The sequence below is a fragment of the Solimicrobium silvestre genome (assembly GCF_002976435.1).
Taxonomy (GTDB): Bacteria; Pseudomonadota; Gammaproteobacteria; order Burkholderiales; family Burkholderiaceae_D; genus Solimicrobium; species Solimicrobium silvestre.
The window spans coordinates 21,506-46,576 of the sequence record NZ_PUGF01000001.1 but is presented as its reverse complement, the minus strand read 5'-3'; the positions used below and the strand labels follow the sequence as shown (position 1 = coordinate 46,576).

The window sequence follows — 25,071 nt, the reverse complement described above, 5'->3', positions numbered from 1 at the left end:
AGTCAGCGCGGAGGCTGAATTAAATCGTCGCTAATTGCATTGAATTTAGTCACGCCATACATGGAATGATTCAATACTTCGACTACCTGATTGCGAAACCATTGATGAGCCGGATCGTGATGGTTACGTGCATGCCAGAGCAGCCAGTAACGGTATGGAGCCACGTCAAACGGCAAAGGTTGCCAGACGATAGCGGAATTGCGCGCCAGTGCGATGGCGATATGTACAGGAATAGTCAGCAATAGGTCGTTGTCGATAAGCAGTTTTAAAGCCGCGGCGTAGAAAGGAACGTTCAATCGAATATCGCGTTTCAAGCCTTGTCTTCCCAGCGCCTGATCGACCAGACTATTTTTGTCACTGCCACCCGCGATGCTAATGTGAGGACTATCCACATAGTCCTGAAGACTGAGCTTGCTGTTTTTTGCGAGGGGATGGTTAGTACGCATGACACAGACAGCTTTATCTTCCCCCAGTGAGCGTCCATACAAATTATCGGGAATCATGTCCGCAATGGTGGGGACCAGATCAACCCCTTCGTCGGCAAGAAGGCGGTAGTGCCCGGGTTCCCACATGCGCAATACGATACGAAGCTGCGGTGCCTGCGATGCTAGATTGCGCACGAGCTCCGGCAACATATGATCCGCAATATAGTCTGATCCGCAAATCGAAAACTGGCGTGCGCACTGCGCGGGATCAAAGTGCGGGGTGTCCAGCAGCGTTTCCATATTCGCTAATATGTTTTTAAGCGGCCCGCGTAGCGCTTCGGCTTTCTGGGTTAGCAAAAAACGTTGCCCTTCCCGTATCAACAAAGGATCGCCGGTTTGTTCGCGCAGTTGAACCAGCTGCCGGCTTAATGTTGATTGCGTCAGTCCTAGCACTTTGGCTGCAGTGGTCAGATTACGTGTTTCAATTAACACGTCTAGCGAGCGGAGCAGGTTTAAATTGAAAGCAGAAAGTAGCACGGTTTTTTTGTTAGGGCATCCATGTAATTTTAATATCACTTCAGTGATGTCTCGTTTTGTCGGCGGATTCAACCGATCAATGCAGCACTATAGAATGTACAAGCATCAGCAATGTACAGGCAAGAGGAGTGTTGCATTCATAGCGTCCTTATTTACTATGGCAAGCAGTACTACCTTGATCTGTAAATGAGCTACCTTCGATTGGCAAAAACTGCCATTCATACCCTTGCTTTTTTAAGAGTAGTTTTAAGACGCCATTGGTATTTGTATTTACTATTTCACTGTTCGATTTTTTCCAGAAAACCGGTGCGAGCTTTGCGCCGCCAGTGCCAACTATAAATTCCCTGATGCCGGTTTGGATATCTTCATCACCTTGGCTATTTTGCAAGGCGAAGCGTTCATAATGATGATCATGTCCGGATAAAATCACATCGGCTTTAGCTGCCATTAACATCTCCCATACCGGTTTCATGTGCTTGTTATTGCCATGTAAGCCAGAGCTATAAACGGGATGATGCCAATACGCCAAAGTACAAGCAGAGCGATTTTTTTTGAGGTCTTGCGCCAACCAGTCTAGTTGCGTTTGTAAATCTTCTTTATTTAAATTGCTGTTTAAAGAAATGATATGCCAGGCGCCTTTATTTACGCTGTAATACGACTGCCGCTGTGACCCTGCGGCTTCGCCAAAATACTGGTAATACCCAATTCCATTGGGGCTGTAATATTCGTGGTTACCAGGGCTGGGATAAGTGCGATCTTTAAATTTCCCCCAGCTAGGCTGGTAACAGGTTTCAAATTCAGCTTGCACTCCAACCGGGTAAGTATGGTCGCCCATGGTGAGTACAATCGCCTGTGGATCATCTGCAATGCCTGCGTTGATTAATGTGGCAGTGGCGATTGAACGCGCCGTAGATTTTTTGGTGCGACAGTCAGCAATGTCGCCAGCCGCATAAACGGTAATAGTTGCGTCGCGTGATTCCGTTGATGGCGTTGTGGGAGCGGTGTTGGCGTGAGCGATTAAAGTGCTTGCTAATAAAGCGAGGGGAAGAAGTGATTTATACATACGAGTTCCAAGGTAATGGGCAAGCAAGATCATGGCATTAATAAATGATGGACTATTATAAGTGCTAAATTATTACTGACTTGCGTTTGAATCTAGGATAATAGGTTCTTCCGAAGACCGGCTAAGAATTTACCATGTCAAATAACCGCTATAGAAAAATAAGCAAAAGAAGCCAAATAAGCAAGATAAAACCGCTGCTAGTCATGGCGTTGTTCAGTTTGTTTAATGTTGTTACTGCTCCTGCTTCGGCCTATGAAACGGGGCAAGCTGTGGCTCCAGATACGATGGCAGAACGCGTAAAAGCCTGCGTTATTTGCCATACTCCGCAAGACAAAGTAGGTAGTGATGCCTACTATCCGCGCATTGCTGGCAAACCTGCCGGTTATTTATATCATCAGTTACAAAACTTCCGCGATGGGCGTCGTAACTACACGGCCATGACGAATTTATTAGATCCGCTGTCAGACGACTACATAAAAAAAATCGCCCAATATTTTTCCGAACAACATCCCGCTTATGCGCCGCTTGCTTCTACCGCCGTGACACCGGCGTTATTCGAGCGCGGCCAAGTATTGATTCATCAAGGCGATCCGGCTAAAAATATACCTGCGTGCGTTGCTTGCCACGGCACGGCGTTACTGGGTGTTGCACCTTTCATTCCGGGTTTATTAGGTTTGCCACGCGATTATATTAATGCCCAATTTGGCGCCATGCGGAATGGTACTCGGCGCAATGCTGCGCCTGACTGTATGGCTGAGATTGCACAGCATTTGTCGAGCGAGGATATTAATTCGGTCGCGACATGGTTATCTGCACAAAAAATTAGTAGCGGTGACCAACCGGCGACTTCGTTACCGAACCTGATGCCGTTAAAATGCGGCAGCGTATCAAGTGTAAAAAGTGTTGATATTGTTAATAGCGAGGTGGCGAAATGAAACGACTAATCGCTGCATTTATAGTGACCTTGCTGGCTTTTTTTGTGATCAGCGCGTATGTCATTGGCGGGCGCGATACCGCTCACATTTATCCGTCGGTCAATGTTGCAGAAAGCGCTGCACAGCAAATTCAGCGTGGCAGTTATTTGCTTAAAGCAGGAAATTGCATGGCTTGCCATACTGCACGCGGCGCAGCAGAATTTTCCGGCGGACGCATGTTGCCGACCACGTTTGGCCAATTCTATACACCCAACATTACCTCTGATGTAAAAACCGGTATAGGCGCATGGAGCCCGGACGAATTTTGGCGCGCATTACATGACGGTAAAGGCCGTGATGGACGTTTGTTGTATCCCGCATTTCCTTACACGGAATATACCAAGGTAAGTCGTGCTGATTCGGATGCGATGTTTGCCGCGTTGCAGAGCTTACCTGCTGTGTCGCAAGTCAATCGGGAGCATGAATTAGCTTTCCCATTTAATCAACGTAGCTTGTTATTGTTTTGGCGCGCTTTGTATTTTACTCCGCAGGTTTATCAGGCTGATCCACAGCAAAGCGCCGAATGGAATCGGGGTGCATATCTGGTGCAGGGTTTGGGGCATTGCGCAACCTGCCACACCGCGCGTAATTCATTGGGTGGAAGTGTCGGTGCTGCGTTAGCTGGTGCTGAAATTCCAGAGTTGAATTGGTACGCAACATCGTTAATCTCTAATGCCGAATCGGGTCATGTGGATATTCCTGTCGATCGCTTAGTACAACGTATGCAGAGTGGTGTTTCAGAAGATGGCCGCGTCTATGGTTTGATGACGGAAGTCGTGAAAGAAAGCTTGCAGTATTTGGAGGCAAGCGATATTCAAGCGATGGCAGTGTATTTGAAATCGCAACAGAAAAAAGATCAACGCATTGAATCGGAAAAAGTAACTGAGCGCGAGTTGGCTGTGACGATGGCGCGAGGTGAAAAAATTTATAAAGAGAATTGCGTGGAATGTCATCAAGCCAACGGTAAGGGCGCAGCACCTGCTTACCCCGCATTGGCGGGTAGTCGTTTAGTGAACTTGGCATCCACCACAAATATCACCCGCATCATTTTAAACGGTGGCTTTTCACCTTCTACCCAACATAATCCAGAACCGTTCGGCATGCCGCCATTTGCACAGATTTTAAGTAGCCAAGAGATTGCCGATGTGGCGAATTTTGTGCGCAATAGCTGGGGCAATCAGGGGAGTTTACTGATCAGTTCCGAGGTAGATCGGTATCGGGGGCAGGCTAGTCACTAGCGCTGTGCGGCGAATGGATGAGGGGATAGTCCTGCCGATAAGTTATAAAGGACATTATAATGGCCATTAATTGGTATATTTGTATATAATGGCTTATATGATATCCATTAAATTTAACCCGCCGGGACGTATTCTTCAACAGATTGGTGAAAGAGCCAAAGCGATGCGGCTCGTTCAAAATCTATCAAGGGAATCCGTTTGCACCCGATCCGGAGTTCCTTTAAGTACCTTAAAACGATTTGAAACTACCGGGCAGATAGGCACCGCACAATTAATCGCAATTGCGATTGCCCTAGATGCAGTTGAAGATATCGGCAATCTGTTCGTCGCAAAACCAATCAAGTCTATCGATCAGCTGGCACAATCCAAGCGGCAGAGAGGTACTAAATGAATGACCTGCCTCATGTTAAGCAATTAGTTGTGAAATATAACGGATTGACAGTCGGTCGGTTGCACGAAGGCCCAAGTCGCGGGGAAATTACATTTCAATACGATGCAAGCTGGTTGTCGACAGGATTTGACCTTGCTCCCAACAGCCTTGCATTCACCGCTTTGCCACAAACCGCAGCGCATCCGCTGTTTCATGGATTGCACGGCGCATTCGCGGCTAGTTTGCCCGACGGATGGGGCTTGCTCCTGATGGATCGTGAATTTAAACGTCAGCATGGCTGGAGCCCGAACGAGATATTGCCACTGGATCGTTTGGCCTATATTGGAACCAGGGCAATGGGCGCATTGGAATATCATCCTGCCATTGAACTGGCAATTACTAATCAAGTTAATTTGGCAGCCATACTTAAGTCAGTTGATGAGGTAGTCAGTGGTACGCAAACGGATGTACTAACCCAACTGCGTATTCAAGGCGGCTCGCCCGGCGGAGCTCGTCCTAAAGTGACTGTGGCACGTTCAAAAAATAACACTGAAATACTGTCTGGATTTAACACTATTCCAGAAGGGTACGAACACTGGATGATTAAGTTTAGGGGCGCTGACGATCCCGTCGACATGGGGCGCATTGAAATGGCTTATGCCGATATGGCCGTAGCGGCTGGCATAGAAATGCCGGAGACAGAATTAATTAGGGTACCAAAAATCAACGTTAAGCCGGGCATTGATGCCGACGATTATTTTTTCGCGGTGCGCCGTTTTGACCGCATCGGTAATCGGAAATTGCATGTCATTGCGCTGGATGCCATCTTGTATGCAGATTACCGAATTCCGTCCTTAGATTATGAAATCGTTTTAGGTGTCACCCAAGGATTTACACAAAATGCAGTAGAAGTTGAAAGGGCATTCAGACTTGCTTGCTTTAACACTTTGGCACACAACCAGGACGATCATGGAAAAAATTTTGCCATGCTGCATACGGACAGTGGTTGGCGGCTGGCCCCGGGTTACGACTTAACTTTTAGCACGGGGATGGGGGCTGAACATACGACGGCTGTATCGGGTAGTGGCAAGCCAGATAGGAAAAGTCTGTTGAGGTTGGCCGCTGCGTTTGCGATCAAAACAAAGCGTGCGAATGAAATTATTGAGCAAGTGTTTGAAGCTGTAAAAAGATGGCATCAGTACTCTGCCAAATACGGTGTTTCTTTAGAATCGGCTGAACGTATTGAAGAAGCGTTGGCTGGAGTAAGAAAAATATTCAGCTCTTGAATTTAGCTCTTAAGCATAGCCGTTGTAAGCGGCGAAAAATTGGAGCGCAGAAGGAAAATGCAATTTTCGGTATAATCGCCAAGCCGAATAATTCGGTAGGTAGTACGTCTTCAGGGCGGGGCGAAATTCCCCACCGGCGGTAAATTCAGCATAGCTTTTTATGACTGAACAAGCCCGCGAGCGCTTGTATTGATGCTTATTCCTCAGCTTGGAATTGGTTGTGCAAGGTCAGCAGATCTGGTGTGATTCCAGGGCCGACGGTCATAGTCCGGATGAGAGAAGATGCGCCACATAAGTACCCACTGGCTTTGCCAATGTGGGCGCTTGCGTTTGGCTATTGAGATCCCATTACTCCCCCTGAAACGTCTTTTGCACATTCTTTTTTTGCCGGAGCGTTTCATCTATGCATAGCACTATTCAAGCAACAAACTCAATTACCTCGCTTACCACACCATTCACACAGCGTTTAGAACGCGCTTTATCCGATTTGCGACTCGGTCGTCCGGTTTTACTCATGGACGATTTTGATCGTGAAAATGAAGCCGATTTAATTTTTGCCGCAGAAAAAATCAATACGGCGGGTATGGCCAGACTAATCCGCGATGGCAGCGGCATCGTCTGCCTGTGTCTGACTGATGAAAAACTACAGCAATTGCAATTGCCCCCAATGGTCAGTAGCAACAATAGTCGATACGGCACCGCATTTACCGTCAGTATCGAAGCTAGTGTCGGCGTCACCACCGGCGTTTCTGCCGCAGACCGAGTCACTACGATTTTTGCTGCGATTGCCTCTGACGCACAACCGGAACATTTGGCACGACCAGGCCACGTTTTTCCACTCAGAGCAGCATCGGGCGGCGTGTTGGAACGGCGTGGGCATACCGAAGGTTCAGTTGATCTGGCGCAAATGGCCGGGTTGATGCCGGCTGCCGTATTGTGTGAACTAATGAATCCGGATGGCAGTATGGCTAAAGGGGATCAGATCAAAGACTATGCCGTTATTCACGATTTGGTGATGTTGTCGATTGATGAGTTAGCCAAGTATCGTCAACAGCAGCTCGGTTAATTGGGTTAAGCCGCCTGCACAGCATAGTTGTCAGGCAGCTCTTGAGTGCTTTATTTTTCAGAGTTTTTCTTGATAAATACATCAGCATAAGCGTGTAAAATTTCATTTCCCAATACCGCTTAAAGCGTTCATCATTACTGCAGGTTATGAGACACCAGCGTGTTTCATTCGCTAATCTGGTTACCTACGATCCAATGGGAAACATGATGCCAACTACCGAATCCCCCAATCAACAGCATTCTGAGCTTGATTTGTATAGCGTAGAAAAACTGATCGACGTTTTTGTGGAAGATCAACTTAATGCTGTGTATGCAGTACAGGCTTCCAGCGCGCAGATTGCGCAAGCCGTTGCCGCCAGTGTGCCGCGCATGGAGCTGGGCGGGCGGTTAATTTATGTCGGTGCAGGTACTTCCGGGCGATTGGGTGTGCTTGATAGTGTGGAGTTGCAGCCTACTTTTTCATGGCCGATTGAGCGTGCCGTTGGGCTCTTGGCGGGTGGACATTCCGCCATGTTTGTGGCCGTGGAAGGCGCAGAAGATGATGCACTGCAAGGCGCACTCGATATTGAAGCGAATGCTGTTTCCGAGCTTGATGTGGTCTTGCTGCTGGCCGCTTCCGGCAGTACGCCGTATGTGATGGGCGCTTTGCACGCAGCGAAAGAAAAAGGTGCGCTCACCGTCGGCATTGTCAACAACATCAACACACCGCTGGCGCTGTTGGCCGAAATTGGCATAGTTCTTGAAACGGGCAGTGAATTAATTTCAGGAAGTACCCGGCTCAAAGCGGGTACCGCTCAAAAAATAGCGCTCAACAGTTTTTCTAGCGCGCTGATGATCCGCTTAAACAAAACTTACGGTAACTTGATGGTGGATTTAAAGCCAAATAACGCCAAGCTGCACCTGCGTGCCATTCACCTGACCATGCTTGCTTGTGATTGTGATGCAAGCACCGCCAACAACATGCTACATGAGTGCGATTTTGAAATTAAAGTGGCTATTGTGGCTCTTCAAAAAAATGAATCGATAAGCGCAGCCAAAAAACGATTGGCGGAGGCGAATGGTAATGTGCGGCTGGCGCTGAAGCTGTGAGTTTGTTTTCCTAGCGCACCACATCCAAATAACGCCAATTAGTAAATTCCACTGGATGCCGTTGATAATTTTTAAGCCAAGGTTGAATAACGTCGGCCGACAACGGATGAATCCGAATTACCCACGGTGAGTAGGCATGAATCAGTTGCGCCATGTCGTGATATATGCGCAGGCGTTCTGGTGAGTCAGCCAGTGCGCTGGATTGTAAATACAACTGGTTGTAGGCTGGCAGATTAAAGTGCGCGTAGTTGGCAGCTGTACTGTTGGGGCCGTATAGCAGCTGGTAAAAATTATCGCCATCCGGAAAATCAGCGATCCAATTGGCTTCGGTCATCTGTACTTTGCCTTGCCGTGCGGCACGTAAAATTTCAGCCTGCTTATCGGTTTTAAAGCTGATCCGAATTCCGATTGCATCCAGGTTTTTACGCCAGACCTCATCACGCAAACGTCCGGTAATAGAGGCCAGTGAATGCATTATTAAATGTAGTGGCTGACCGTTGGGCAGTTTGCGATAGCCTTCTGCATCACGCTGTTGATAGCCAAATTTATCTAGCAAGGCATTTGCCAGCGGAACATCAAACGCAACCGGGCTACGATAGCTGGCGTCATAGCCGAGCACATTCGGAGGTAAGGGAGTTTGGGCCGGAATTGCCAAACCTTGCTCCAGCAAGCGAATATCTTCCTCACTGTTGTAGCTCATAGCAATGGCGCGGCGTAAGGCGATTTTTTCCAGACTATAGCCGCCGATAACGGGGTCTTCCATATTCATCCACATGTAATAGGTTTGCAGTGGTGAAAAGAGCGATAACTGGATTCCCTGCTTGATGAGTTCTGGTTTTAGTTTACCGTCGATCAGCATCATGCCGGATAAGGGCGGCGGAATTTGCTCAAGATAATCGACTTCGCCACGCATAAATCCCAGCACCCGTGACTGATGTTCTTCCATGATGATGACTTCCACCCGGTCTACGCGCGGCAGTTTTTTACCCAGCAGGTTGCGGGCTATTTCCGAGTCAAGCGCCGAGGTGGAAAACTGGCCGTGATATGCCGGATTTGCCAGCAGTTCAATCTTAAAACTACGTTGCCATTGCCCCATTTTGAATGGCCCGGTACCGATCGGATGATTGCCGGCTTGTCCGGGATACGCTTCCACCACTTCTCGCGCTACGGCAGCGGTGGCGGGCATGGCGAGTTGGAATAAAAAATGCGGATCGGGCTTTTTTAAACGTAGTTGCAACGTGTAGCGATCCAGCGCCACGATGCCTTGCTTGTCGTCGAATTTATTTTCGACTAAATAACGCCACGGTGATTTGATAGTTGGGTCCAGCAAGCGCTGTAAGCTATATACATAATCCTGAGCGGTTAATTCACGTGCCTGGCCTTTAAATGCCGCATCGGGTGTGAACAATATGCCCGGTTTAATTTTCATCACATAGCGTGTGCCATGGTCGCTAATTTCCGGCATGGCGATTAACGTATTGGGCTGCAGTTTGACTGGACGGGCTAAATAATCGTAACGCAGCATGGCGTCAAAAATATTTTCATTAATGGAGATCGATTGCAAATCAGACGCCTGCGCCGGATCTAGCGCCGCTTCGGAACTGACCAATAATACGCGCAGGGTTTTAACTGGAGCTTGTGCGTAACTGCTAGACAAAAATAATGCGCTGAGTAAGCTGAAACTCAGCGCATAGCTTAAAAATAAACGGTGTTTCATAGTGTGTTCATACTGAGCGGCTGCTCGCTTTCGCTAAATAAAACCATTCTTCTCCGGCTTCTGCTTGCGCGCTAGGAAATAAAATATATCCATCAAAAGCGGCTAAAACAGGAGTGCCGTTATGGCTGCTTCCAATAATATCCCCTTTTTTAAGTGCATCAAAACTGCACCAGGGACGGCTAAAACTGTCATCGGGATGGCACTTGTCTACGACCTCAACCATGCGAATCGCCTCTATTTTCGGCGCTGGCTGCGGCGCTTCACCTGTGAGGACTTCCATATGACGTAAGGTATTTAAAATGGCCTGATATGCGACTTCCGGTGCGGAAGCATCGCTATGCTGGCCGCATTCCAGAGTCAGGGCATAGCCTCCCATCGAACGCATATACTCGGTCGTGCCTATACCAAATTGCGGGTCATGATTGGGAGCAGCTGCTGTTGTGGCTGTCGCCGCTGCTTTGCGACGGGCAACGCCGTCTGCATACGTGCTTAGCCAGCCATCGACCATACGTCGTACGCCGAGACGGATGGCTAAGGCATGTTCTTTTTCGGCGTACTGAAAAGGTTCAAGCGCTCCGCTATTATTTTCTGGCCCAATCAGCACAAACGGCTGGCCAGCACTTCTAAACGAATGTAAATCCAGTAAAACATCGTGCTGTGCCAGCAAAGGGCAAAGCCAATTGACGACATAGTCTTCAAATTGAGCCGGCTCCGAGGTGGGAATGAGCTTGCGATTCAAATTACGTTCGCCATTACGTTCACCGCGTTGATACGCTAATGGATTGGCGATAGGCACGAAGGTGACCATGCCGGCTTTAATCTGTAGTTGTCCGGTTTCGATTTCATGCATGACCCGCAAAATGGCTTGCGTCCCGCAAGTTTCATTGCCATGTACTGCACCGGTAATGATGATGGCAGGGCCGGATTTTGGCGCGGTGTAGGTGCTACTTTTAAAGTAATGCGAATGGTGTGTTGGCACGTTAGTTTTATCCAATAAATTCGACATAAGCGCCTTAAAAATTGCAGTTTGACTTAAGTTGCATTGATCGGTTCCTATTATTTTGTGTTTTTATTAATCATTATGATGGAACGTATTTCAAGACAATATATCTTAAATTACTGTTTTCATCCGCTGACAATGTGGCCGCTGTATTGCAATTGTTCGGCTTTCTTTAATACCAATTGAAAGTGATCTATGGAAAAAACTCTACGCGCGCTACTCATAATCTCATTGTTTATTCTCTGCGTTGGCTGTGCCACTACGGCATCCGTCATCGACAAACCTGTTGGCAGTGCCTCTGCGGCACCAGTCATCGACAAAACTTATCGTGCTGTGTCGCAAGATAGTCGGGTACGATTTTTAATCATCCATTACACAGCGATTGATTTGCCGACCTCTATTGATGTACTGACTAATCGCGATGTGAGTGCCCATTATTTAGTAACGGATGAAGCTGAGCCGCGTATTCTTTCTTTGGTCGAAGAAAACGCCCGAGCCTACCATGCCGGTCTTAGTACCTGGAAAAACTTCTCTAATTTAAATTCAGCTTCTATCGGTATTGAAATCGTCAATCCGGGTTGGGTGGATACTCCTGATGAGCGGGTTTATGCCGCTTTTCCAGAACAGCAGATCGATACGTTAATACCGTTAATTCAGGATATTGTTAAACGACATGATATTGCGCCGGGAAATATTCTTGGTCATAACGATATTGCACCGCAACGTAAACAAGACCCTGGGCCGTTATTTCCTTGGGTGCGTTTGGCTGATCTTGGTCTAATTAATTGGCCAGATGCACAGCAAGTCAGTTTTAAAAAAATAGACTATGACGCACAATTACCCGATTTAATCTGGTTCCAAAACAAGTTGATTGAACACGGTTTCCAGCTGACACCTTCCGGACAGTTGGATCAAGCAACTCGTAATGTAGTGAGTACGTTTCAAATGAAATATCGTCCCGCTAATTACGATGGAGTTCCCGATGCTGAAACAGCCGCACTGTTAGATGTGATTACATCAAAGAAAAATTTCTGATATTGAAAATAAGCTGAATAAAACTCTTTGCACAGTGCAGCTTTTTTGTCTGAGTTTTCCATCCGTTTTTTGCCGGGCTGTGCAAAATGCCGGATAAGTTGGTTTTTCTTTGTCTTATCCGCCGGTAAGTGCGGCGGATTATCAATATAAGTACCGGTATTAGTGCTTTTCGTAAATTCCTCGTTATACATAAGAAGCCGCCTAACATTTTTTGAAGGGCGGCTTTTTGTTGTTTGTTATGCCAAAACATCGTGCGGACATAGTCTGAATGTGTTGTAGTTAATTTAATGTTCAGGCTTGAATTGCATGATTTATTAAAATTTTTTAGCCAAAATTAGCAAGTGGGTGAATAATCGTTATTTCATCAGCCATTTATGCTTAATTGTAAAAATAATATGGCGATATCACTGCATTAAACGATTCGATTGAACGAAACGATGTACAGCAGGAACGTAACACGACTGGGTAATTTATAATGCACAACCTAACAGGAGAAACGCATGATTACGCTCAATATTAATGGAAAAGATACGCAGTTAGATCTAGATCCATCCACACCAATATTGTGGGCTCTGCGCGATACCTTAAATATGACCGGCACCAAATTCGGCTGTGGCGCGGCATTATGCGGCGCGTGCACGGTGCATTTGGATGGTGATGCGATCCGCTCTTGCATTACCCCGATCTCTTCCGTAGTTGGTAAAAAAATCACCACCATAGAAGCGATGGAAACCGACAAAATCGGCAAGGCCGTGCAAGATGCGTGGGTTAAACACGACGTGCCGCAATGCGGTTATTGCCAAAGCGGTCAAGTCATGAGTGCTACCGCCTTATTATCTTCGAATAAAAAACCCACAGATGCCGATATTGACAACGCCATGAGCGGCAATATTTGTCGTTGCGGAACCTATCAACGGATTCGCGCCGCGATTAAAGACGCCTCTGCCACGTTGGCTTAGCCCTACCACTTAGTGCAACTCTCATCGGAGGAATACTATGCGTATCGAATGGATGAATGCTCAGCTCACTGAAGTTGATAATAATGCCGCTGCAGATGTTGGGATTACTCGCCGCAGTTTTTTAAAGGCCGCCAGCGTAGTCGGCGGTGGTCTAATCTTGGGATTTTTTGTACCGGGCGCAAATAAATTTGCACTGGCTGCGAATGAAAAAAAAGCCATCACTCCGAATGCGTTTTTACGCATCGCTCCAGACAATACAATTACTGTCGCCATCAATCGGCTGGAATTTGGGCAAGGCGTAACGACCAGTTTGACGATGTTAATCGCTGAAGAGTTAGACGCAGACTGGTCACACATGCGAGCTGAATTAGCGCCGGCTGGCGATGTTTTTAAAGACCCCATATTCGGTATGCAAATGACTGGTGGATCTTCTTCCGTCAAAAATTCTTACACCCAATACCGTGAAATTGGTGCTGCTGCGCGCGCCATGTTAATTGCGGCAGCTGCAAAACAATGGCAAGTGACGGTCGCTGAATGTAGCGCAAAAAATAGTATGGTGACAGGGCCGCTAGGCTACAAAGCCAGTTTCGGCTCCTTGGCCGAAGCGGCGATGCAGCAAGCGGTACCTGAAAAAGTAGCGCTCAAAGACCCTAAATATTTTCAACTAATCGGTAAGCCTACGCTGCGTATCGACAGCTTTGCCAAATCCACAGGCACTCAAAAATTCGGCATCGATTTTAGTTTGCCCAATATGAAAGTAGCAGTAGTCGCCAGAGCACCTGTTTTTGGCGGCACCGTGGCTAGTTTAGATGCGAGTAATGCCTTGGCAATTAAAGGTGTGCAGCACGTAGTTAAAGTGGCGACTGACCGTGGCGGTTCTGGTGTCGCGGTGATAGCAGACGGTTATTGGCCAGCCAAACAGGGGCGTGATGCGCTGCTGGTTAAATGGAATAGCGGCAACGTCGCTAAAGTCGATACAGCGCAACAATTTGCAGCATTTAAAGCGTTGGCTAAAACACCTGGCACTGTTGCTAAAAAAGCCGACATATCTGCGTTGGCTGGTGCGGCTAAAAAAATCAGCGCCGAATACGAATTTCCCTACCTCGCTCATGCTCCAATGGAGCCCTTAAATTGTGTGGTTGATTTAAGTGATGCGGCTTGCACGGTATGGGCAGGTAGTCAATTTCAAACTTTTGATCAGGCGGCGGTGGCACGAACTGCCGGTTTGAAACCAGAGCAAGTCACCTTTAACACCATGATGGCAGGCGGCGGTTTTGGCCGACGCGGAGTGCCGACTTCTGACTATATTGTGGAAGCAGTGCAGGTTGCCAAAGCTTACCGCGCACAGGGAAAGACTGGGCCAATCAAAGTTATCTGGAGCCGTGAAGATGACATTAAAGGCGGTTACTATCGCCCGTCACATCTGCATCTGGCGGAAATTGGTTTTGATAAGCAAGGCAATATGTTGGCGTGGGATCACACAGTCGTCGGACAATCGATACTAATCGGTACACCATTAGAAAAAATGGCGGTGAAAGACGGCGTTGATGAAACCATGATTGAGGGGCTAGGCGGGCCTTATAACGTACCGATGAAAATCTCCGTTCATAATGCAGAAGCGAATGTGCCGGTACTTTGGTACCGCTCTGTTGGCTCTACGCATACCGCATTTGTCATGGAAACTCTGCTGGATGAGGCTGCACATTTAGCTGGTAGCGATCCGGTTGCTTACCGTAAAAAACTGCTAGGTGCAGATCACCCACGACATATTGCTGCGTTAGATTTAGCCGTTCAAACTTCTGGCTACGGCAAAACCAAGCTAGCCAAAGGACATGCCTTTGGCGTAGCAATGCATGAATCGTTTAATTCAGTAGTGGCCTATGTTGTGGAAGCATCGGTTACTAAAGGCGTTCCTAAATTGCACAAAGTGTGGGCCGGTGTGCATTGCAACCAAGCAGTGAATCCACTCACGATCGAAGCGCAGGTGCAAGGTGCAGCGTTAATGGCGTTAGGCACCACGCTGCCGGGCTCCGCTATCACCTTTAAAGATGGTGTAGTTGAACAGCAAAATTTTAATGATTATACGGTCGCCAGAATGAACGATATGCCCGTAGTTAGCGTAGCAGTCGTGCCTTCGTTTGATCCGCCGACCGGCATGGGCGAACCTGGCTTCCCACCGTTAGCGCCAGCCTTTGCCAATGCCATCGCAAAGTTAACTGGCAAGCGTTTGCGTAAGTTGCCGTTTGATTTAGAAAAAGCGTAATTCCAGCATGCAGCCATTTTTATCGTTAGCTTGTAGTGATGCGCCTATCCGAATTGCATTGCTGCATATCGACCCTGAAAATGGTAGCGGTGCTGGTGGTTTGAGTTTAGCTGGCTTAGTCACTCCGCTACGCCTGGTCGAGCAGCAATTAGGTGCGGCGCGGATTATTGTGACGCTGCACCGCTTGTCTAATTCCTTATCGAACATAGACGATTCTGAGCTAAAAAAAATCAATAAAAACGTGCATCTGGTTTTATTGATAGCGGATGAATTGAAGTCCGCGCCCAGCCATGATGAAATCCGTAAGCTGGCTCAACTCTGTCAGCAAGCGCGCTTTTGGGGCGCGGTTGGTGCTGCAGTTCTTTGGTTTGCCAATGTCGGAAAAATGGAACGGATTCGATCTGCGCTACCGTGGGCGTTATACGCCGAAGCCAATGAAGTTGCGGAACACGCCATCTTAATGCCGAATTTATTTGAGCTCGACGGCCATTGTTTAACCTGCTGTGGTGGCGCTGCCAGCATAGACTTTGCACTTACCTTAATTCATGCCATGTTCGGCGCTGATGTCCAAGCCCACGTAATGGAAGCGCTGTGTGTAGAACGGGTACGCAATGGCGATGAACGGCAGCGCATCGCATTGCAAACGCGCTTTGGCGTATTGCAACCGCAACTGAGCGAAGCCGTGACGCTGATGGAAAATAATATTGAAGAAACTTTGAGCACCGACGATATTGCTCAATTAGTCGGGCTTTCACGCCGCCAGCTAGAGCGTCAATTCAAGCAATATCTCGGCACTATGCCTTCACGTTATTACCTGGAATTGCGCCTTAAAAAAGCGCGGCAATTATTGTTGGATTCGAATAGTTCTATTGTGCAGATAGGTTTGATGTGCGGATTTTCATCGGGTGCGCATTTTTCTACTGCGTTTGGTACTCAGTTTGGGATTACTCCACGTGAAGAGCGCCAGAGGAAACTGAGCGCAGGGTGAGGTTTTCCTTGTAATTTCGTACCAATATTGGTACGATTTGGCGAGTGGAACCACAAACCTTAATAGTGCATTTTTATAAATCAGACGCGGGAACTGAGCCAGTACGAGAATGGTTGCGTACCTTGCCGCACGCCGAACGTAAGATCATTGGCGAGGATATAAAAACCGTGCAAATCGGTTGGCCTTTAGGTATGCCATTGGTACGCAAGATGGGCGCGGCATTGTGGGAGGTCAGAATAACATTGCCAGGTAAAATTGCACGGCTGTTATTTACTGTTGTGGATAAACGGATGGTGTTGTTACACGGATTTATCAAAAAATCGAAAACAACGCCTAAAGATGATTTGCAAACCGCAATGAATCGACTGAAAAATAGCAAGGGGAGTTAATAATGAATAATAAATATATTGGTAGTAATTTTGATGATTTTCTTGCGGAAGATGGAATACTCGATGAGACCACGGCTGTCGCAGTAAAGCGCGTTCTTGCCTGGCAGATTTCACAGGAAATGAAGCGTCAAAAACTCACTAAAACGTCAATGGCAGAGAAAATGCACACTAGCCGCGCCGCACTTAATCGTTTGCTGGATGAAAAAGATACCAGCCTGACTTTGACGACACTCTCCAGTGCCGCCTCCGCTCTCGGGAAAAAACTCAGGCTGGAGCTTGTTTCGGTTTAATTTGAATGCGCTGATTTAGTATCAGCTAAAAGCCAATGCCGCATTCGTCATACAATTTATGATAGCGCGTACCTGATGCTGGCAATAGTGTTAAAAAATTGTTTTATCCATTAATTGTTGCATCGATCGGGCAATGCTCTATCTGGGCTTTGCCCAAACCCGACTATTCAGTACTTAAATTTAACTCACCTGCATTCCTATTTTCAGCAACGCCGGTAGCCGAACCTGAAGCCATCCCAGCGACCGACTTCTTCCATTGCCAACGCAACATGCCTAAATTCATCATCGCCTGACAAGCCACTGTCGCCACCGACAAATACCACAATTGATGCAACGTAAAATCAGGTTGTTGAGACAACCAATACGCGGGTATGGCAAACAAAAATAAGCGTGTGCCCGTACTCAGCAGCGAAGGCCAGGTATTACCAAGAGCCTGGAAGAAACCGGAGCAAACAAAGATCAATCCTGTCGCCACAAAATTCCAGGAAATAATATGCAAGAATTCCGCCGCCACCAAGGCTGATTGCGGATCTCTGGCAAAGGTGCCCACCAACCAGCTTGGCTGGAATTTACAAACCAGCGTCAACAACACCATCACACCAACCTCTAAATACATCGCCTGACGCATCGTTTCCCGCACCCGATCCATGGCTTTTGCTCCCATGTTTTGTCCGGCAATAGCAGGTACGGCAAAGGCGATGGCCATGCCTGGTAAAAAGATCGCCTGCATCAAACGCGAACCCACCCCAAAACCGGCCATTGCCGCAGGGCCGAAATGACTGATGATGCTGTAAATGACCGCCATAAACACGAAAAAGCAGGCGAATTCGGCTCCTGCCGGGAAACCAATATTCAAAATACGTCGCCACACTCCCCATTGTGGGTGCATCTGGTTGCGCTGAAAACGCACAAAGTGTTCTTGTTTTGCAAAATAAACGGCCCCCATGATGACACCAACCGCAATCGCAATGGAGCTAGCCAAGCCAGCACCTAATACACCGAGCGGATAGCCCGTGCCCCAGCCAGCAATTAATATCGGAGCCAGCACGATATTAATCAACACGGAAATGATCTGCACCAACATTACGGGCTTGACTATTCCGCCGGCACGCAGCGCCGAACCAAGGGCGTTCAATATAAATTGCAGCGCAAGACCCGGCGCATACCAGCGTAAATAATTCACCCCCATTTCCGTCGTTTGCGGGTCAGCACCCAGGGCGTGGAAATAGTAGGGAGTTAGTGCCAGGCCGGTAAATAGAATAACGACGGCACACAGCCCGGACATCAGCAAGCTTTGATTAAAAATCAAATTGGAATCTACCTTGTCATGCGCACCGATGGCGCGCGCCATGAGCGCTACCGTGCCAACGCCCAGCATTTGCGTCAAGGCCATTACGATATACATAATGGTGCCCGCTGCACTCACGCCTGCCAGTGCCGCATCGCCCAAGCGCCCGACAAAATACAGGTCGACCATGAAATACAGGGTTTGAACAAACATGCCGATTCCGATCGGAATTGACATGGTGATTAAGTGGCGTCGGATCGAGCCTTGGGTCAGATCTTTTATCATTTGATTTGCGGTTGAAATGGTTAATTGTTAGACAGGTTTAATCTCGCCAATTGATCCAGTGCGGCAGATAAAGCGTCAAGTTGTTCCTGGTTGGTGGTTTGGATCACTTCCTGACTGATCGCTTCGGTGCTAACTAAAGCGTGAGCCAGTAATTCTTTACCCGTTTTAGATAAAACTGCATAACCAGCCCGCGAATCTTGTGCAATAACGTGGCGCGTGACCAAGCCAATTTTTTCCATCGGGATTAAGGTGCGAGTAATGCCTGAAGCGCTGAGCCCAAGAGACTCCGCCAAATCATCGCGACGCATGTGTTCGCCAACTGCCCGGCTTAAAGTCAGCAGTAGCATGAAGTCGCTAAAACTCAAACCGTGTAAATTGCCGGGAGCATTATCAATGCGACAAATGATGGTGGCCGTGGCGCGTGTCAGTTGCAGACAGAAATCAAGCGAAGCGGAGGGTTCGGTGTTGGCGTTCATGGGGTCTCTTGGTTTAATAAAGCTAGATCAATGTTGTCGGGGCTTGGTCCTAAATTCTAACTAACGTGTTTTCAGTGCCTTGCGGGCCGTGAATACGATGCTCATTTGCGTTCATTGAATGATTATAGTTGATTTAAGTTTGAATAATACTTGAGTACACAAGTATATGTCAAATTATTTTATGACTGAAAACTAGCATGTCAGTAGTAAGAGGGAATGAATGGTCGCCGAAGAAATTTATGAGTAACTATTTGTGCGCTGCTTGCACCAATGTGTGCTCGCCAACGGGTTCAAGTTTTTGCCGCAAGCTGCATTGGTAATAATTGATTTTCCAAATTTTGTTGATTTGCTTGGTTGTCGGTACCGTCGTTTACTCAGGCAAATATTTTCGAGGCTCTGTAACAAAAACAACAGATGACTTGAGTGTGTTCAATCATCCTCAATGTATGGTAATCGCGACTCAAAATATGAAAAATTTAATGAAGATTGATAAAAAAGTGGCGTTTCTGGCCTAGATGAGATTTAATGCTATAAGTCAATATTTTGATGTTTATTTGGTCAGACATTTGGGCGAAATTTTTTGCTGTAAAGCTTCATTACCTACCTGTTTCCCGTTTAACTTTACCAAGATTGAAAAACACATGCAGATCTTTAATTTAAAATTGATATTTTTCACAGCCGTGCTGGCCGTTACCATGAACTCATCCTATGCGCAATCAGTCAATGCGCCGGTTTATGCCGTCGGGGAGAAATGGGAGTTCATGAAAAAGGATTTATGGACAGGTAAGGTAATCCAGCGTTATACAGTGAAAAATATCGGAATTGCTGGCGACTACTTACGTCGTTCATTTGAAACTACCAATATTTCCGCGAACGGCGACATTACGAAACCACAGTTTACGGAAAGCACTGTGCGTGCTGACATGAACGAAAACATCATGTTTCACGGAGAAAAATCTATCAAGGTTTGGTATAAATGGCCGCTGGAGATAGGCAAGAAATGGTCGCTCCAGTCCAAATCCGAGATAGCGCCGACAGCCGCTAATGCGGTTGCGCAAACCATGGTTTCTACCTGGAATGCCGAAGTAGTCCAATGGGAAAACGTTGACATGCCATCCGGTAAGGTCAAAGCCCTTAAAATTGTTTACAAATTAGCCTGGACCTTGGACAGCCCGACCGGCGGTGGTGATGGCGTGTATACCGTCTGGTATAGCCCGGAACAGAAAAATGTCGTGCAATCCATCTACGAAACCTTCACTGCTGATGGTTCACCGCAGTTAAGAACGATTACCCAGCTGGTGCTCACCGATGGCATCGTCAAGACCTCCACTCCTGCAGCATCAAACTGAGCAAGTAGCGCCGAAGGTTGGGCTAGGGTTTTATCAGCCCAACCTTCTTTGCTGATCCAACATTTCGATGCGATCAATAAATTAGTCTTTCATGATTTTGCCGCTGAGTGTCGAGCTGGTATCTTCGCGTTAGCTGTCCTTGCAATAGCGAAAGCAATGCTCGTTTTTGTCTAGGTTAGCGCGTCCAAAAATGGCATAAATCGGCCTTAGCTATTGAAGCTATAAATTGGAGAAATTGCTGAAATGGATAAAGCGGTTTTTGATGAAAGCGGCATTCATATTGTTGCCGCTTTCCTCGATCAGGATGAATGTTCATTATTAAATTCAGCCATTTCAAATTTGAATACTGAATCTGTTGGAACTAGAAATTTGCTCAATTACTCGTGGTGCTAAGATTTAGTTGGAAAAATTCGCAAACACCACTTAATTTATTCAATGTTGCCGAAAAATGCAGTTGCGGTATAGTGTTTTTTCTTTGAAAAATCAACGGATCAGAATTGGTTAGTACCAATTCACCAAGATTTGAGTATCCCGGTTGCTGCGAAGATCAATCACCCAGAGTTAATTGGTTGGGCAGAAAAGGAAGGTTCAATTTTTGTTCAACCACCAGATACTGTTCTAAATGAATTCGTCGCTGTGAGAGTTCATATTGATGAATGTGGGGAAAATGATGGCCCACTTCGTGTAGTCGTTGGTTCTCATAAATATGGTCGAATAAAAAATGAAGGCGCATTAGCGCTGCGTGATCAAATCGGTGAAACGCTATGTGCCGTTTCCAAAGGTGGTGCGCTATTAATAAAGCCATTAGTTTTACATGCATCGTCCAAATCAACTGGACACAGTAAACGGAGAGTATTGCATTTTGTATTTGCACCGCCCGAATTGCCGTTTGGATTAAAGTGAAAAATGCAAATGTAAGATTAATTTGTGAATGTTTTGACTGCCGCAGTCCGGCACAAGCGGACAACAACGTGTTCGCATAAATCAGCCTTCTTTTGTATATCTGACCTGTATCGGCAATTGAAAAAATAAGGCACGCTGCAAACATACACCGAACACACATTTGCATGAACTATAAAAAATTCGCAACCATAAATAAAAATAATCACATAACTACAGGGACTTAAGAATGGGATTGGAAAATTTGACTGGCAAATTGATGAAATCGCTGATTACACCGTTTGTTCCATCAAAAATTGGCAGTATCGTCCTTGATGCACCTAAGAAGGCTATATCAGACTCAATCGCAGCAAAGATAAAATTGGAAGCGACTATGCGCGCTTACCAGATTCTTGCTGGAGCTCATCGATCCCTAATAAACACAATCCTATGGCAAAACGCATTACTGCTTTTTTCGATATTGCCAGTTTATTTCCTTCATTCAGCAATCCCGTTTTATATAGCGTATGCCTGCGTCGCTACCTATACCACCATAACTTTTGCGCAATCCTGGCCGCAATTGATGAATTGCTTGAAGACCCGAAGCCTATTAATACCGATTAAATCTGCTGTGCTCCAAGCAATCAAAGCCGAGCTTTGCCAGTTGCAGTTTGTTGAGCGGAAGGTTGTCGAATATCTGGGCCCCGATCTTGAGGAACTATCCAGTGACATTGCTCGCCAGTTATTGCCTGATATAAGATCTGCGCTAATCAATATGGGCCTAACGCTGATTATGGCATTTGTCGCATTTCGGCTAACTGCGATTCCGATGCTGGAGCACCGAGCGCTTTAGAGTGGCGGTAGCAGGCTATTCAGATATCGTTGAAAAAAGAGTTAAGAAATCAACTGATCGTTGCATAATTTGGAATGACCTTTAAATGAAAAATTTTGAACCGGTACTAATCATCGTTGACATGCAAAAAGGGATGCAGAGCTATAAGCCTGATCATCGAAACAATCCGCAAGCGGAATCCAATATTGCAAAGCTACTTGCTGCATGGCGTCAAACTGGTGGATTGGTTATTCACGTGCGGCATATGTCTCGCACGGTTGGTTCTGTTTTTTGGCCTGGACAAATTGGTGCGGAGTTTCAGGATGAACTTCAACCATTAAATGGCGAACATGTTGTAGAAAAAAATGTGCCCGATGCATTTATTAATTCAGGCTTGGAACGCTGGCTGCGTGTTCGTAATATTAATGATGTCGTGATCGTCGGCGTTAGCACTAATAATTCGGTGGAAGCTACTGCACGAAGCGCAGGAAATCTCGGGTTTAAAGCGATAGTCGTCGCAGACGGCACTTATGCCTACGATCAAGTCGACTATGCTGGAACGTTACGCGATGCTGACGTTGTACATGCGATGGCTCTTTCCAATCTGGATGGGGAATATGCAATGATCATGACTACAAATGAATTATTAAAAGCGCGGTAAGAGAGGCAGTGGGTTCATGTCGTACATGAACTCAAGAGTAAAGTCTGCGCAATATTCAGGACCAAGCTCAGACATTTTTGCAAACTAATATCGAATGCATTACTAACCAATTCCTTCGAAAGAGCCTATGAATTCTCAGCATTATCTACAGCGCCCAAATCACTTTATTTCACGTATCGCCTGCCTGTTAATCGCCAGTGCCTGTTACATGGTGAGCGCATCTGTCAGCGCTGATACTGTTGCCAATGCAAGCTTAAAGACACCGCCAGGTTCTGCCGAAGAATGGGCTGTTGCGGCAAAAATAGATTTGAATGCCGCTTATGAGGAAACCCTGAATAATCATCCGGGTGTTTATGATCCGCATAATCCAGATTTTATAAATAAACTCGAACTTGCCAAAAAAAATGGGTTAGCCATTGCGTCGCAAGTACACGATGCTGCTGGCTATGCGGCAGCAATCAGCGCATTCAATACGGGGTTACATGACGGTCATGCCGGCGCATTTTCCACGCTAGATGACAAACAAATGCCAGTGCCGCGGTGGCCGGGTTTCTTTTCTGTCTGGCGTGGTGATGGCTTGTATATTTACGCTTCGGAGCACGCTGATCTCCACGTTGGCGCAAAAATAGTGAGCTGCGACGGCGTGCAGATCAAGGACGTGATATTGAACAACGTCTTTGCATTTGAAGGTAGAAGCGATGAAGTGGGACATTGGTGGGTGCGGGCTGGTAAAGTATTTGTTGATCGTGGCAATCCGTTTGTGACTTTGCCACAGCAGTGTCAATTCTCTTTTGATGGGCAACTCTTTAAGCGCGATATTAAGTGGGAAGCGACCGATTCAAATTTTGAACAATGGCGCAAGCGTGCTTATAACGGTGATGAATTACCCGTGGGTTTGACTGAGCCCAGAGCTAAGTTGTTCTGGGTTGCGATGCCGACTTTTGATCCTAATGAAGCTGAGCGTATTGCTTATTTAAAGTTAAGCGCAGAGGTGCTCGAAAAACGAGAGCACATGCTGAATGCCGATGCGATCGTTATTGATTTACGGCATAACCAGGGCGGCTCGTCCATGTGGAGCAAGCATTTTGCCGAAGCCTTGTGGGGCGAAGCGCGCGTTAATCGCAAAATGGATGCTTACTCGCGAGACTACCAAGTTTGGTGGCGAGCCTCGCAAGACAATACGGACTACATGCTTGGCTTGGTTGATCAGTTCAAACAGCAAGAAATACTGGATTCCGCGGCATGGGCCAGTGAAAACGGTAATGCCATGAAAGCGGCCTTATTGAGAGGTGACAAGTATTATATTGCGCGCGATGAGGCAGGTAAAAATATAGTCACCGACCCGAATGTTGACCTGCCGACAGACCCAGTCCCGTTGAGCAAACCTGTTTATGTGATCGTACCGGGCCAATGTGCGAGCGCATGTCTTGATGCATTGGATGTGTTTACTCGCTTCGCTGGCACCAAGCTAATCGGCGCACCAAGTTCGGCTGATTCTACCTATATGGAAGTACGCGTTAAAACATTGCCATCGGGTTTTGCTGATGTACTGATCCCTAATAAAATGTATGTAAATCGACCGCGTGTGTCAGGGCAAGGGTATTTGCCGGAGATTACAGTCGATGATCTTGAATGGTCAACTGCCAATTTGTTGAAGGTGGTTGAAAAGGATTTGGCGCTGAAGTATCGCGATTCAACAGGAGGATAACTGCGTTTTGCTAACTCGGAATTGCGTCAGAAAAGCTGAGTGCCGCACGATATGTGACGTGGAAAATCGTTGATAGATTCACATTCACGTTTTATATACTGAGAAAATTTCAAGGAATATAAATCGTAATGGATGTTGTTTGTGTCGATCAGTTAAAACGGAAGCCAATAACTGCCACTTAAAAAATTAGGACACATAAGTTTTGGCACATTCAAAGACCACATCTATACTCCGCAAGTTTTTTTTCGGCTCCGTCGCGAGTACGAGTGAGCCTTTAAAAATAGAATCTGTAGAGATCAATCGACCAGAAGGCAAGCGTCACTATCTAAAAGCATTACCAAGTCGTGCCTCTTCAAATAAACGCCCTCTGGTCATTCTATTGCATGGGGCAGGTGCTTCAGCCGCGCAAATTCTTGGTTTGAAGTTTCCGCCATCACCATTATCAATGTGGTTAGAGATCGCTGAACGAGAGCAATTGGTCATCGTCGCGCCTGATGGACGCAAAAACAATAAATTAATATGCTGGAACGATAGCTGTTCTGAAATAGCTGGTAATCCCAAAACCGACGACACTGGCTTTATCAATGCCATCATTGACAAGGTAATTGTTGAAGATACGCGAATGATCTGGGGTGGAGAAGCGCATGCGTTACAGGTTGAATTGATACGAATTGAAAATGGAGGCCATTCAGAACCAAGCGTAATGAAACGTTATCCAAGATGGCTTACCTTTTTAGTCGGCGCTCAAAACGCAGATATTGAGGCTGCTGAAGAAGCATGGGAATTCTTTAAGGACAAACGATCTGAACTATTAATTAATCAGATTGCTGGAAATTTCCACACAATCGATTGACCGTTTTTGAGAAGCTCGACTGGCTGCTGGCGGCGACTCTTTAAGGAAAGTG

At 46.7% G+C, this 25,071-nt stretch carries 24 protein-coding genes, 1 pseudogene and 1 riboswitch; of the genes and pseudogenes, 19 read left to right on the top strand and 6 right to left on the bottom strand.

The annotated features are described in order from the left end of the window. Positions 1-2: 2 nt before the first annotated feature. Positions 3-962: a LysR family transcriptional regulator gene (locus S2091_RS00195; RefSeq protein WP_105530159.1), complete on the bottom strand. Its 960-nt coding sequence runs from the start codon at positions 960-962 to the stop codon at positions 3-5. A gap of 148 nt (positions 963-1,110) precedes the next feature. After that, positions 1,111-2,025 carry a metallophosphoesterase family protein gene (locus tag S2091_RS00190; RefSeq protein ID WP_165794866.1) on the bottom strand — a complete coding sequence of 305 codons (915 nt, stop codon included), beginning with the start codon at positions 2,023-2,025 and terminating at the stop codon, positions 1,111-1,113. Between the two features lie 134 nt (positions 2,026-2,159). Here S2091_RS00190 and S2091_RS00185 point away from each other — a divergent pair, with 134 nt between their 5' ends. The 6 genes from S2091_RS00185 (at position 2,160) to S2091_RS00160 (ending at position 8,047) form a co-directional block, all read left to right on the top strand. Next, positions 2,160-2,960 (top strand): c-type cytochrome, encoded by an 801-nt coding sequence (locus tag S2091_RS00185; RefSeq protein ID WP_243405250.1) that lies wholly within the window; start codon positions 2,160-2,162, stop codon positions 2,958-2,960. Then, on the top strand, positions 2,957-4,237 hold the full coding sequence (locus tag S2091_RS00180) for a cytochrome c (RefSeq protein ID WP_105529766.1): 1,281 nt from the start codon (positions 2,957-2,959) through the stop codon (positions 4,235-4,237). The genes S2091_RS00185 and S2091_RS00180 overlap by 4 nt, the downstream gene beginning before the upstream one ends. A gap of 97 nt (positions 4,238-4,334) precedes the next feature. Continuing rightward, positions 4,335-4,628 carry a helix-turn-helix domain-containing protein gene (locus S2091_RS00175; protein WP_133166834.1) on the top strand — a complete coding sequence of 98 codons (294 nt, stop codon included), beginning with the start codon at positions 4,335-4,337 and terminating at the stop codon, positions 4,626-4,628. After that, a complete protein-coding gene (locus S2091_RS00170) occupies positions 4,625-5,893 on the top strand; it encodes a type II toxin-antitoxin system HipA family toxin (protein ID WP_105529764.1) in 1,269 nt (422 codons plus the stop codon). Before S2091_RS00175 ends, S2091_RS00170 begins: the two co-directional genes overlap by 4 nt. Positions 5,894-5,995: 102 nt before the next feature. Then, positions 5,996-6,181: riboswitch (FMN riboswitch) on the top strand. Positions 6,182-6,296: 115 nt separating this feature from the next. After that, positions 6,297-6,959, top strand: coding sequence for a 3,4-dihydroxy-2-butanone-4-phosphate synthase (ribB, locus tag S2091_RS00165; RefSeq protein WP_105529763.1), 663 nt, complete (start codon positions 6,297-6,299; stop codon positions 6,957-6,959). Between the two features lie 206 nt (positions 6,960-7,165). After that, positions 7,166-8,047: an N-acetylmuramic acid 6-phosphate etherase gene (locus S2091_RS00160; RefSeq protein ID WP_105529762.1), complete on the top strand. Its 882-nt coding sequence runs from the start codon at positions 7,166-7,168 to the stop codon at positions 8,045-8,047. A 10-nt stretch (positions 8,048-8,057) separates the two neighbouring features. Here the strand turns inward: S2091_RS00160 and S2091_RS00155 are convergent, their stop codons facing one another. Both S2091_RS00155 and S2091_RS00150 read right to left on the bottom strand, forming a co-directional pair. Then, a complete protein-coding gene (locus tag S2091_RS00155; RefSeq protein ID WP_105529761.1) occupies positions 8,058-9,764 on the bottom strand; it encodes an ABC transporter substrate-binding protein in 1,707 nt (568 codons plus the stop codon). Between the two features lie 7 nt (positions 9,765-9,771). Then, positions 9,772-10,770, bottom strand: coding sequence for a M14 family metallopeptidase (locus S2091_RS00150; protein ID WP_105529760.1), 999 nt, complete (start codon positions 10,768-10,770; stop codon positions 9,772-9,774). 189 nt (positions 10,771-10,959) lie between these two features. On the opposite strand from S2091_RS00150, the gene S2091_RS00145 reads away from it, so the two are divergent. The 6 genes from S2091_RS00145 (at position 10,960) to S2091_RS00120 (ending at position 16,688) form a co-directional block, all read left to right on the top strand. Next, the gene (locus tag S2091_RS00145; protein WP_105529759.1) at positions 10,960-11,799 is read left to right on the top strand and encodes an N-acetylmuramoyl-L-alanine amidase; all 840 of its coding nucleotides are present in this window, start codon (positions 10,960-10,962) and stop codon (positions 11,797-11,799) included. 500 nt (positions 11,800-12,299) lie between these two features. Beyond that, positions 12,300-12,758, top strand: coding sequence for a (2Fe-2S)-binding protein (locus S2091_RS00140; protein ID WP_105529758.1), 459 nt, complete (start codon positions 12,300-12,302; stop codon positions 12,756-12,758). 37 nt (positions 12,759-12,795) lie between these two features. Then, a complete protein-coding gene (locus tag S2091_RS00135) occupies positions 12,796-15,021 on the top strand; it encodes a xanthine dehydrogenase family protein molybdopterin-binding subunit (RefSeq protein ID WP_105529757.1) in 2,226 nt (741 codons plus the stop codon). Positions 15,022-15,028: 7 nt separating this feature from the next. Next, positions 15,029-16,009: a GlxA family transcriptional regulator gene (locus S2091_RS00130; RefSeq protein WP_105529756.1), complete on the top strand. Its 981-nt coding sequence runs from the start codon at positions 15,029-15,031 to the stop codon at positions 16,007-16,009. Between the two features lie 44 nt (positions 16,010-16,053). Beyond that, on the top strand, positions 16,054-16,398 hold the full coding sequence (locus S2091_RS00125) for a type II toxin-antitoxin system RelE/ParE family toxin (RefSeq protein ID WP_423828217.1): 345 nt from the start codon (positions 16,054-16,056) through the stop codon (positions 16,396-16,398). A gap of 2 nt (positions 16,399-16,400) precedes the next feature. Next, positions 16,401-16,688, top strand: a complete 288-nt coding sequence (locus S2091_RS00120; protein WP_105529754.1) for an XRE family transcriptional regulator — start codon at positions 16,401-16,403, stop codon at positions 16,686-16,688. Positions 16,689-16,851: 163 nt separating this feature from the next. Here S2091_RS00120 and S2091_RS00115 read toward each other — a convergent pair whose 3' ends face one another. Both S2091_RS00115 and S2091_RS00110 read right to left on the bottom strand, forming a co-directional pair. After that, positions 16,852-18,261, bottom strand: coding sequence for an MATE family efflux transporter (locus tag S2091_RS00115; protein WP_207769577.1), 1,410 nt, complete (start codon positions 18,259-18,261; stop codon positions 16,852-16,854). A 20-nt stretch (positions 18,262-18,281) separates the two neighbouring features. Continuing rightward, positions 18,282-18,737 carry a MarR family winged helix-turn-helix transcriptional regulator gene (locus tag S2091_RS00110; protein WP_105529753.1) on the bottom strand — a complete coding sequence of 152 codons (456 nt, stop codon included), beginning with the start codon at positions 18,735-18,737 and terminating at the stop codon, positions 18,282-18,284. Between the two features lie 695 nt (positions 18,738-19,432). Between S2091_RS00110 and S2091_RS00100 the strand changes: the two genes are divergently transcribed. From S2091_RS00100 to S2091_RS00075, 7 genes and pseudogenes are all read left to right on the top strand, one after another. Next, a complete protein-coding gene (locus S2091_RS00100; RefSeq protein ID WP_133166833.1) occupies positions 19,433-20,086 on the top strand; it encodes a hypothetical protein in 654 nt (217 codons plus the stop codon). A gap of 243 nt (positions 20,087-20,329) precedes the next feature. After that, positions 20,330-20,479 carry a hypothetical protein gene (locus S2091_RS23905; RefSeq protein WP_165794865.1) on the top strand — a complete coding sequence of 50 codons (150 nt, stop codon included), beginning with the start codon at positions 20,330-20,332 and terminating at the stop codon, positions 20,477-20,479. 108 nt (positions 20,480-20,587) lie between these two features. Further along, positions 20,588-20,989 (top strand): annotated as a pseudogene (locus S2091_RS00095) (phytanoyl-CoA dioxygenase family protein); the annotation flags it as partial. A 226-nt stretch (positions 20,990-21,215) separates the two neighbouring features. After that, entirely contained in the window at positions 21,216-21,818 is a 603-nt protein-coding gene (locus S2091_RS00090) for a hypothetical protein (protein ID WP_133166832.1), read from the top strand. Between the two features lie 85 nt (positions 21,819-21,903). Next, the gene (locus tag S2091_RS00085) at positions 21,904-22,458 is read left to right on the top strand and encodes a cysteine hydrolase family protein (protein WP_105529749.1); all 555 of its coding nucleotides are present in this window, start codon (positions 21,904-21,906) and stop codon (positions 22,456-22,458) included. Positions 22,459-22,585: 127 nt separating this feature from the next. After that, complete coding sequence (locus tag S2091_RS00080) at positions 22,586-24,166, top strand: S41 family peptidase (protein WP_105529748.1); 1,581 nt, start codon at positions 22,586-22,588, stop codon at positions 24,164-24,166. A 202-nt stretch (positions 24,167-24,368) separates the two neighbouring features. Further along, the gene (locus S2091_RS00075; protein WP_105529747.1) at positions 24,369-25,019 is read left to right on the top strand and encodes an alpha/beta hydrolase family protein; all 651 of its coding nucleotides are present in this window, start codon (positions 24,369-24,371) and stop codon (positions 25,017-25,019) included. Positions 25,020-25,071 lie beyond the last annotated feature (52 nt).